Below are 10,172 nucleotides of genomic sequence, written 5' to 3'. Positions count from 1 at the left end.
CGCGCGGGTGCCGGCCGCGCCGCCGTACTGGGCCGGGAAGGTGAGCGCGTCTAGCCGTTCGATCGCCTCGGTCACGCCGGCCAGCCACTGAGCCGTCCGCAGCCCGAAGGTCGTCGGGACCGCCCACTGGGTGAGGGTCCGCGCGACGGCGACAGCGTCGCGATGCGTGCGCGCGAGCGCGGCGAGCGCGTCGGCGGTGACGACGAGGTCTGCCCGGACCCGGGCGACGGCGTCGCGGGCCATTAGGACCAGCGCGGTGTCGAGGACGTCCTGGCTGGTGAGTCCGGTGTGGACCGCGGCCGTCGCGTCACCCGCCGCCTCGCGCAGGACCGCGACGAGGGGGACCACGGGGTTGCCCGCCGCCTCCGCCTCAAGTGCCAGTTCAGGGAGGTCGAGGCCGGCCGCGGCCTCGGCGACCTTTGTGGTTGCGGCGTCCGTGGCGATCCCGGCCGAGACGAGTGCGCGCGTCCACGCCACCTCCACACGCAGCAGGGCGGCAACTACAGCCAGGTCGTCAGCGACGCCGGCCGCGCGGTGGGCCCCGGGGCGCAGTACGCCGCTCATCCGACGTGCCGCGGGTAACGCAGGAAGACCGTCTGGCGCTCGCCCTGCAGGTGGACGTCGAAGCGGAGGTGATCATCCTCGTCGCGCACGACTTGGAGGGTTGCCCGGTCCTCGGCCGTGAGACCTTCGAGGAAAGCGTCGCTCTCGCCGGGAGCGTAGGCGCGGGTGAAGAGACGGTCGAGCAGGCCGCGGGCGAACACCGTGACCGCGAAGAAGGCTGCGCCGCCGTCGACCCCGCCGGGTACGACCGTCGTGAAGGCGTAGCGACCAGCCGCGTCTGTCGCCGACCGGCCCCAGCCGGTGAACCGGCCGTCGCGATGCAGCGAGCCCTCGACGCGCGGTACCCGGCCAGCCGGGTCAGCCTGTCGGATCTCGATCAGCGCGTCGGGGACGGGGGCGCCGTCGCCGTCGTACACGGTGCCGTGGAGGCGGGTCGCACCGGCCGAACCTGGCGGGACGAGGGCGCTGTCGCCGTCGTACAGGAGGGCATCGTGGAAGAACGGCCCGACGGTCTGTCCGGGGGTCGGCGCGAGTGCCTCACCCATGGCCGTCACGCTCCAGCGGGGTCGCGTGGGTGCCGGTCAATACGATGTCCCAGCGGTAGCCGGTGGCCCACTCGTGGGTGGTCAGGTCGTGGTCGTACGTCGCGACCAACCGGTCACGCGCAGCCTGATCGGTGATCGACTGATAGATCGGGTCGAGCGCGAGGAGCGGGTCTCCCGGGAAGTACATCTGCGTCACCAGCCGCTGGTGCAGCTGCGTGCCGAACAGCGAGAAGTGGATGTGTGCGGGCCGCCAGGCGTTGCGGTGGTTACGCCACGGATAGGGGCCGGGCTTGATCGTGGTGAACCGGTAGTAGCCGTCGCCGTCGGTCAGGCAGCGCCCGACCCCGGTGAAGTTCGGGTCGATTGCCGCGGGGTGCTGATCGCGCTTGTGGATGTAGCGCCCGCCGGCGTTGGCCTGCCAGACCTCGACTAACTGGTTACGCACCGGGCGGCCGTCGCCGTCGAGGATCCGGCCGCTAAGCAGCATCCGCTCGCCTATCGGCTCCCCGCGGTGCTGGATGGTGAGGTCGGCCTCCACCGGGTTGACGTCGGAGTGACCGAAGACCGGTGCCACGAGCTCGATCCCTTCGGGGTCGACATGGCGCAGGTTTTTCGTGGGGTGGCGGAGCAGCGAGCTGCGGTACGGCGGGAAGTCGATTCGCGGTTGCGCGGTGCCGCATGCGGTCGAGGAGCGGACGTCGGCGATCTCCGCCGTTATCCTCTGCTGTGAATCCAGTTCCGGAGTTGCGGTGGTGGTGACCGTCATCACACCATCACGTTAAGGGCGACGCCGAGTCGGCCGCGACAGAGCCATTTCACTGAGTGAAAAGGCATGATGAGGGGGGTCCACTCTCGACACAGTGAAGTTAGGAACGATGGCAGGAAACGCTCGTCAGCCGGGCGCCAGCGTGACGGGGCGGGCGCTATCGATCTTGGGCGCGTTCGATGAAAAGCATCGAGCGATGTCGCTTAGCGACATCGCCGAACGCGCGGCCCTTCCGCTCGCCACGACCCACCGACTCACGGGTGAGCTCGCCCAGTGGGGCGCGCTGGAACGCCTGCCCTCCGGCGAATACTTCATCGGGCGCAGGATGTGGAACATCGGCCACCTGACGCAAGTCGAAACGGACCTGCGGCAAGTCGCCGAGCCATATCTCCTCGACCTGTACGCCGCGACCCTGGTCACCGTGCACTTCGCCGTCCGCGACGGCACCGAAGTGGTCTACCTGCACCGGCTGCGCGGAAATCGGTCCGTCCCGGTGGTGAGCAAGGTCGGCGCGCGCCTACCGCTTTACGCCACTGGGGTCGGCAAGGTCCTTCTTGCCCACGCGCCATTGGAGATCCAGCACGAGGTGCTCGCCAATCTCACGAGGGTGACCCGGTACACGATCATCCAGCCAGGAGTGCTGCGCCGTCAGCTACGCAAGGTGGTCGAGAAGGGCTACGCCACTACGCACGAGGAGATGAGCCTCGGTGCTTGTTCGATCGCAGTGCCGATCTACAAGGGTGACGAGGTGATCGCATCACTCGGGTTGGTGGTCGCCTCGCTCAAGGCCAGCGAGCAACGGTTGTACGGCGCGCTCCGTGTCGCCGCACAATCGATCGGGCGCCGGGTCTGAAAAGCTCGCCGAGTATTTCCGCTGGACGGAAGCTATGTCGGCCATCACAGCGCGCCGCCCGTTTTCGACCAGGGTCTTCATCTCGTCCGGACCGAAGTCCTCAAAGCGACTCCATCCAACACGCCCGTCGGGATGTGGCGAAGCCCGGCTAGGCTTTTGTGGATGACGCAGAACTTGACGTCGGCGACTCACTGGGGTGCGTTCACCGCGCGGGTGCTTGAGGGCGACATCGCCGCTGTGACGGCGCTGAGCAGCGACACCAACCCGGCCCCGCAGCTGCAGAACCTGCCCGGTGCCGTCAGGCATCGCAGCCGCATCGCCAACCCCGCGGTGCGGCGCGGCTGGCTAGAAAACGGCCCCGGTCCCAGTTCTGTACGCGGCGTAGAGGAATTCGTCGAAGTCGGCTGGGGCGAGTTGGTCGACTTGCTCGCCGCGGAGTTGCGCCGCGTCGTCGACCGCTACGGCAACGAGGCGATTTACGGCGGCTCCTATGGCTGGGCCAGCGCCGGCAGGTTTCATCACGCGCAAAGCCAGGTCCACCGTTTCCTAAATCTCCTGGGCGGATACACCGCATCTCGGCACACCTACAGCGCTGGCGCGTCGGAAGTGATCTACCCACACGTCTTCGGCATGGAACTGTCCGATGCCTTGGCCGGCACCACCACCTGGGATGTCATCGCCGAGCAGACCGAGTTACTGGTCGCGTTCGGCGGTTTGCCGTTGAAGAACACCACCGTGGTCCCCGGCGGGGCCACCCGCCATCCCGATCGTGACTACATCAGCCACTACCGGGCGCGCGGCGCTCGGCTGGTGTCCATCAGCCCGCTGCGCGACGACATCACCGCGATCGCCGGCCCGCTTGATGACCGGTGCCGCTGGATTGCGCCGGTGCCCGGAACTGACGTGGCGATCATGTTGGGTCTGGCGTACGTGTTGGCCACCGAGTCACTCGCCGATCGCGCCTTCCTGGACAGGTACTGCACCGGATATGACCGCTTCGAGCCCTATCTGCTCGGCCACGACGACGGGGTGCCCAAGACGCCCGAGTGGGCCGCTGCGCTGTCGGGGCTTGACGCCGGCGAGCTGCGGGACCTGGCTCGCCACATGGCGGCCAGTCGGACGCTGATCACCACCACCCTGTCGTTGCAGCGAATCGAATACGGCGAACAGAGCGTGTGGATGGGTGCCACCCTGGCGGCGATGTTGGGCCAGATCGGACTTCCCGGCGGGGGCTACGGGCATGGATACGGCGCCAACGGCATCGGCAATCCACCCCTGCAATGCCGGCTTCCGGGACTTCCACAGGACACCAACCCGGTGCGCACATTCATTCCGGTGGCGGCGATCACCGAACTGCTGGAGCGGCCCGGCGGAGAGCTTCGCTACAACGGCACAGCGCTGAAGCTGCCCGACATCAAGTGCGTCTACTGGGCCGGCGGTAACCCCTTCCATCATCACCAGAACCTGCCCCGGTTGCTTCGGGCGTTGTCTCGGATCGACACCGTCGTGGTGCACGAACAATTTTGGACCGCGATGGCTAAACACGCCGATATCGTGGTGCCCGCCACTACCAGCTTCGAGCGTGACGACTTTACGGGCAGTAGGACAGACCCGGCGTTGGTCGCGATGAGAGCGCTGGTGCCGCGATATGCCAACGCCCGCGATGATTACGACACATTCGCCGCGCTTGCCCACCGGCTGGGCTTCGGCCGTCAATTTACCGAGGGGCGCACCGCGGGTGAATGGCTGGAGTACCTCTACACCAAATGGGCGGCGGAACAGAACTTTCCGGTTCCGTCGTTTGCTGATTTCTGGCGCGCCGGACAGTTGGAGTTGCCGATCAAAACAGGTGCGACGATGCTAGCCGATTTTCGGTGCGACCCAATCGCTTACCCGTTGAGCACCCCGAGTGGTCGCGTCGAGATTTTCTCGAAGACGATCGACAGTTTCGGGTTGCAGGACTGCGCGGGCCATGCCACCTGGTACGAACCCAGCGAGTGGCTCGGCGGCCCGCGGAGTGCGATGTTTCCGCTGCATTTGATCGCCAACCAACCGCGTACTCGGCTGCACAGCCAACTCGATCACGGCGGTGTCAGTATGGACTCGAAAATTCATGGGCGAGAACCAATTCGGATGCATCCTATCGACGCCGACGCGCGGGGTCTCAGTGACGGCGACATTGTGCGGGTGTTCAACGATCGTGGCGCTTGCCTGGCCGGTGTCGTGATCGACGATGATCTGCGGCCTCACGTGGTGCAGCTGGCGACGGGAGCGTGGTTCGACCCCGCCGATCCAGCCGATCCGGACTCGATGTGTGTTCATGGTAATCCCAATGCGCTGACCAACGACTCCGGAACATCGTCGTTGGCGCACGGCAGCACCGGCCAGCACGTGTTGGTCCAAATAGAGAAATTCACCGACGAATTGCCTCGGCTGCGTGCACACGAACCGCCGCCGTTTGCGCGTTAGCGCCGTATCCAAGGCGGCATGCCGACGGGTGGACTGCCCTGACGGGTGGACTGCCGACCCACGGCGAGCATGTCGCCGCCAGCTATCGCCGGAGACGCGTCAAGGAATCGCCCGAGCCCGGATCCGACCCCTCACTGCGGCAACGCCTCACACTCGCACACGAACGTATTGGCACTGTCACGTTAATTGAATTGTGTAGTGGTGCATGCGTGTTGAGTGTAGCAACGGTTGATCAGAGTAGGGTCGTTGGGATTTCAGGCGGCAGCGTCGAGGACCGTAACGTCATCCCAGACCGCGAAGCGGTCGGTCATCTCGGTGCGCCATTCGGTTGCTGAGTAGATGTCGTCGTGGTCGGAAATGCGTGGAGATGCCGCTGAAGGCCGACAAGAAGCGCTGGGCATGCCGGGCTGATGTGAACCGTATCATCGTCCGTTCGCGCTGACGGCTGAGTTGATGAGAGTTCTCGGCCCGATTGTTCAGGTACTTGGACTGCCGATGCTCGACAGAGGCCACCAGCTCGCGGGCAGCGACCCCGTAGCTGGCCAGCTTGTCGGTTACCAGCACCCGCGGCACATATTGCATTCCTTTGAGCAGCTTGCGGAAAAACCGTTTGGCTGCCTTGGCGTTTCACCGTGATTTAACCAACACGTCCAACACGTTGCCGTCCTGGTCGACCGCGCGCCACAGGTAGTGGGTGCTGCCTTGGATCTTCACCTACACCTCATCGAGGTGCCAGTTGTCGCCCGGGCGGGGGCGGCCGACGCAGCTGGTTGGCGTAGGCCTGCCCGAACTTCTCACACCACCGCCGGACCGATTCATGGCTGACCACCACGCCACGGCCATCCTGACCGCCATGCGCCGCAGCAACCGCATAACTGCTAAAGTCGAGTGATGTCCCGACGGCTATTGGTTGTCAGTGGGAATCTCGACGCAGTATCGAAGCCAGGGCCATGGCCCACTCGCCCGATTCCCACCACCCCAGGGGACTTATCGCGAAATACTGACGATACGACGGAGTTCTGCCTGTATGATCTCGGGTTCGATATGTGGCATGAGGGCATTTCGAATGCTTTTGTCCCGCTCGAGGTGATCCCGCTGACCCGGCAGATCGACTCATTCAGTGGTGGATTGAAGAGCCGAAAACTCGGCGATCTTCAATTATCGCAGGTGCTCGGCCAGTGCGTGCGTGTGCGGCGGTCAACCGACGCCATCCGGCGGGCGGACCCCGGGGTCGTCAAGGTAGCATTGCAGCTGCGCGGCAACTCCACCGTATGTCAGCAGGGACACGAAACTCGCCTGTCGCCCGGTGACATCGCAATTTACGACACCAGCGAACCCTACGAACTCTGCTACCCTGGCACTTTCGACACGCTGGTGACGGTTGTATCGCGAACGTCGTTGAGGGTCTCCGGGGCGGAATTGCGCGAGGCTGCCGCCCGGCGCATTGAGTCGTCGTCCGGGGTTGGTGCGTTGCTCCGCCCGATCCTGGAAATCCTGAATGCGCAGCCATCGGGCACTGCCTGTGCGAGCATCACGCCGCTAGTTACCGATGCGGTGGCCGACCTCGTCAGCGCCGCCGTGCGACTCTCGGCACCGGATGCCCGCTTGAGTTTCGCCGAAACGATACTCACATCGGCGCAGGCCTACATCGAGAGTCACTTGGCCGATGTCGGCCTTTCGCCCGCGGCGGTCGCGGCACAGCACCACGTGTCGACACGGTACCTACAGAAGCTCTTCGCCCGCAACAGCCAGACGGTGTCCGGGTTCATCCGCCAGTGCCGTCTCGAACGGTGCCGCCGCGACCTGGAGGATCCGGTACACGCTCATCGCAGTGTCGGATCGATCGCCACCGCGAATGGACTCGTCAACGCGGCACATTTCTCCAGGCTTTTCCGATCGACATATGGTGTAACGCCGCGGGGGCACCGGAACACCACCCTCAGTACATTATCACGCCCCGGATAATCTCGGCGTTAAGCATCGCCCGGTAGCCCTCATTCACCTGGTCGAGCGAGTAGGTGCGGGTGATCATCTCGTCGAGCTTTAGGTGCCCCTCCATGTAGAGCCTGAGCAGCCGGGGGATGTCGGCGTGGATGTTGGCGTTTCCGAACCAGGTGCCCTTGAGTGTCTTGCGCATCGCCGTCAGGTCGAACAGGTTCAGCGTGACATCGCTGGCTTCAAGATTGCTGACAGAAACATGCACGCAGGTACCACCTTTGGCGACCAGGCTCATTGCGGGGCCAATCAATGCGCCGTTGGCGACAGCAACGGTAATCAATACCTTGTCGGCGAGCTGGCCCCAGGTGATGTCTTGCAACAGGACCAACGCCTCATCGATCGCCGCGACCGCGTGCGTTGCACCGAAGACCTTGGCCTGCTCGCGTTTGAACGGCGCAGGGTCTACGAGGACAACGTGACGCGCACCGGCGAGCGCAGCACCCTGGACAGCGCCGCAACCAACGCCACCCATGCCGAGGACCACGACGGTCTCACCGGCCGATACCTCCGCCGCGTAAACTGCCGCTCCCCAGCCGGTAGTGACACCGCAGCCGACGAGCGCCGCCTTGTCCAGCGGGATGTCCTTGGTGATTTTGACACAGGATGCCTGATTGACCACGGTCACCGGCGCGAAAGTGCCGAGCAAACACATCAGCCCGGCGTCCTTACCGTTGACGTGATGCCGTGCGGTGCCGTCAGAAAGCTGCACACCGGCCAGCAGATGTGCACCCAGATCGCAGATGCTGGACTTTCCGTCGGCACACGACGGACACCGACCACACGCGGGCACGAAGCCGAACACGACATGGTCGCCCACCTCGAGGTTGGTGACACCTGCGCCGATTTCGGTCACCACGCCGGCACCCTCGTGGCCACCGATGTATGGGTACAGCCCCACACGCACGCTGCCGTCACGGACGTGCTCATCGGAGTGACACATACCAGAGCCGACAAGCTCGACCCTCACCTCCCCGTACTTTGGTTGGTCGAGCTCAATTTCCTCGATCTGCCACGGCTGGCCGGGTTCCCACAGCACTGCTGCCCGACTCTTCATAACGTTTCCTTCCTGATAGTTGAAAAGTACTGACTGAACAATTTTTGGGTAGCTGTCGGGTCGGTAGCCAGCTCACAGCACGACCGTGATCACCTTCTCCTCGGTGCTAGCCAGGATGCCCGACCAACCCAGCTCACGGCCTATGCCGCTGGCCTTCACACCACCCCAGGGAAGTGCCGGATCAATTGCGCCCCAACCGTTAATCCAGACAGCTCCCGCGCGCACCTTGGCCGCCAACGCATGCGCATGGCTGACATTGCGGGTCCAAATGCCCGCAGCGAGCCCATAGGCGTTGTCGTTGGCGAGCCGGATGGCTCCGTCGGCGTCGTCAAAGGGGATGACCGTGCCCACCGGCCCGAAAATCTCCTCACGAGCGATCCGCATATCGTTGGTCGCGTCCGCGAAGATCGTGGGCAGCACGAAGAAGCCGGAACCGAATCCCTTTTCACCACCCGCAGCGATGCGGGCACCATCGCTCTTGCCGGCCTCGATGTAGCTCAGCACGGTGTCGCGTTGTTTGGCGTTGACCAGCGCACCCATTGTGGTCGCCGGGTCCAGCGGGTCACCAAGCACTTGGGCTGTCGCGGCTGTGGCGAGGCCGTCGACGACATCGGCGTAGATGGAGCGGTGTACTAGGACACGCGTGCCTGCCGCGCACACCTCGCCCTGGTTGAAGAACAGGCCCATCGCAGTGCCGTTGATGGCGGATTCCAGGTCGGCGTCTTCCAGGATTATCTGCGGTGACTTGCCACCGAGCTCAAGGGTAGTACGTTTGAAGGTATCCGCGGCGACTTTGGCGATGTGGCGGCCCACCTGGGGGCTGCCGGTAAAGCTGATCTTGTCGACATCAAGATGCGTCACGAGTGCCTCACCGGCGATCGGACCTAAGCCCGGGACAACGTTCACTACGCCGTCGGGGAGACCCGCTTCTCTCAGCAGCGACGCGAGATGAAGGATCGACAGCGGCGCGTCCTCCGGCGGCTTGACCACCACGGTGTTGCCAGCGGCCAGCGCCGGTGCCAGCTTCCAGCTGGCGATCATCAGTGGCGTGTTCCACGGGATAATCGCCGCGATGACACCGACGGGCTCGCGGATCACGTAGGAATGCGTCGGCTGGCCGAAATACCCGGCCGTTGGGATTGTTTGCCCGGTGATCTTGTCCGCCCAGCCGGCGAAGTGGCGGAAACTACCGGCCGCGTTCGGTACGTCGAGCAGCAACGGTTGACCGATCGGCTTGCCGACGTCGAGGGCTTCCAGCTTCGCCAGGAGGTCGCCGTCGCGTTCGATGAGGTCGGCGACTTTGTTGAGGATGGTGCCGCGTGCCGCACCAGAAAGTGTCGCCCATTCACCCGACAGTTGCGCTCGAGCCGCACGGACCGCCTCATCGACGTCCGTCGCGTTGCCGGCGGCAACGCTGGTCAGGGATTGCCCGGTAGCTGGGTTAAGATCGGGGAAGGTCGCTCCGTCGCTCGCGTCGCGCCAGTTGCCCCCGACAAACAACCCAGTTGGGGTGTCGGCGGGGAGTCTTGGGTCGACCAGGGATTCGTCAACTGAGGTCATGGCTTCTCCGTTCCTTGTCGCGCATGTGGCGGCCAACTGCAGATCCGTTAAGTGGGGCCACTGCTGCAATTCTGCGCAACCGGGAGTTTCAATACTTGGATCGATGTGCACAAATAGTTGTCGAATCGCGCACAGCGAAATGGTCTCGATGTGCGATTGGCGATGCGACCCGACCGCTCTCGCCACCTGTGTCAGGCCTTTGGCGGCTTGGAAGGATTCTTCGATGCGCCAGCGTTGCGCGGCGACGGTGGCCAGGGTGTGCAAGGTGGCTGGGCGTGGTGTGTAGCAGCGCAGGTAGGCCAGCTCGCCGGTGGTGTCGTTGCGCCGGATCAGCAAATGATGGCTGCCGGTGTCGGTGTCGTC

8 protein-coding genes and 1 pseudogene are annotated in these 10,172 nt (G+C 64.5%); 3 read left to right on the top strand and 6 right to left on the bottom strand.

Features of this window, described 5'->3' with window-relative positions; translation table 11 throughout:
* From AC2VOU_RS08405 to pcaH, 3 genes are all read right to left on the bottom strand, one after another.
* A partial coding sequence (locus AC2VOU_RS08405) for a lyase family protein (RefSeq protein ID WP_486956958.1) occupies window positions 1-564 on the bottom strand: 564 nt, incomplete at its 3' end.
* A complete protein-coding gene (pcaG, locus tag AC2VOU_RS08400; protein WP_486956957.1) occupies window positions 561-1,109 on the bottom strand; it encodes a protocatechuate 3,4-dioxygenase subunit alpha in 549 nt (182 codons plus the stop codon). The genes AC2VOU_RS08405 and pcaG, both read right to left, overlap by 4 nt.
* A complete protein-coding gene (gene pcaH / locus AC2VOU_RS08395; RefSeq protein ID WP_486956956.1) occupies window positions 1,102-1,875 on the bottom strand; it encodes a protocatechuate 3,4-dioxygenase subunit beta in 774 nt (257 codons plus the stop codon). Before pcaH ends, pcaG begins: the two co-directional genes overlap by 8 nt.
* A gap of 109 nt (window positions 1,876-1,984) precedes the next feature.
* Between pcaH and AC2VOU_RS08390 the strand changes: the two genes are divergently transcribed.
* Window positions 1,985-2,728, top strand: a complete 744-nt coding sequence (locus AC2VOU_RS08390; protein ID WP_486956955.1) for an IclR family transcriptional regulator — start codon at window positions 1,985-1,987, stop codon at window positions 2,726-2,728.
* 162 nt (window positions 2,729-2,890) lie between these two features.
* Entirely contained in the window at window positions 2,891-5,197 is a 2,307-nt protein-coding gene (locus tag AC2VOU_RS08385; protein WP_486956954.1) for a molybdopterin guanine dinucleotide-containing S/N-oxide reductase, read from the top strand.
* A gap of 254 nt (window positions 5,198-5,451) precedes the next feature.
* On the opposite strand, the pseudogene AC2VOU_RS08380 reads toward AC2VOU_RS08385, so the two are convergent.
* Window positions 5,452-6,035: pseudogene (locus AC2VOU_RS08380) on the bottom strand (IS6 family transposase); the annotation flags it as partial.
* A 206-nt stretch (window positions 6,036-6,241) separates the two neighbouring features.
* Between AC2VOU_RS08380 and AC2VOU_RS08375 the strand changes: the two are divergent.
* Window positions 6,242-7,162, top strand: a complete 921-nt coding sequence (locus AC2VOU_RS08375) for an AraC-like ligand-binding domain-containing protein (RefSeq protein WP_486956953.1) — start codon at window positions 6,242-6,244, stop codon at window positions 7,160-7,162.
* Here the strand turns inward: AC2VOU_RS08375 and AC2VOU_RS08370 are convergent.
* Together AC2VOU_RS08370 and styD are read right to left on the bottom strand one after the other, a co-directional pair.
* Window positions 7,137-8,249, bottom strand: coding sequence for an NDMA-dependent alcohol dehydrogenase (locus tag AC2VOU_RS08370; protein ID WP_486956952.1), 1,113 nt, complete (start codon window positions 8,247-8,249; stop codon window positions 7,137-7,139). The two genes, AC2VOU_RS08375 and AC2VOU_RS08370, sit on opposite strands and share 26 nt — an antisense overlap.
* Window positions 8,250-8,321: 72 nt before the next feature.
* On the bottom strand, window positions 8,322-9,809 hold the full coding sequence (gene styD, locus AC2VOU_RS08365; protein ID WP_486956959.1) for a phenylacetaldehyde dehydrogenase StyD: 1,488 nt from the start codon (window positions 9,807-9,809) through the stop codon (window positions 8,322-8,324).
* Between the last annotated feature and the right edge of the window lie 363 nt (window positions 9,810-10,172).

Source organism: Mycobacterium sp. TH-M25, from assembly GCF_057473665.1.
This window is presented reverse-complemented; position numbering and strand designations above follow the sequence as displayed.

Bases quoted from the DNA above. Each gene is read 5' to 3' on its own strand.
- pcaG (WP_486956957.1), bottom strand. From the start codon at position 1,109: ATGGGTGAGGCACTCGCGCCGACCCCCGGACAGACCGTCGGGCCGTTC.
- pcaH (WP_486956956.1), bottom strand. From the start codon at position 1,875: ATGACGGTCACCACCACCGCAACTCCGGAACTGGATTCACAGCAGAGG.
- AC2VOU_RS08390 (WP_486956955.1), top strand. From the start codon at position 1,985: ATGGCAGGAAACGCTCGTCAGCCGGGCGCCAGCGTGACGGGGCGGGCG.
- AC2VOU_RS08385 (WP_486956954.1), top strand. From the start codon at position 2,891: ATGACGCAGAACTTGACGTCGGCGACTCACTGGGGTGCGTTCACCGCG.
- AC2VOU_RS08375 (WP_486956953.1), top strand. From the start codon at position 6,242: ATGTGGCATGAGGGCATTTCGAATGCTTTTGTCCCGCTCGAGGTGATC.
- AC2VOU_RS08370 (WP_486956952.1), bottom strand. From the start codon at position 8,249: ATGAAGAGTCGGGCAGCAGTGCTGTGGGAACCCGGCCAGCCGTGGCAG.
- styD (WP_486956959.1), bottom strand. From the start codon at position 9,809: ATGACCTCAGTTGACGAATCCCTGGTCGACCCAAGACTCCCCGCCGAC.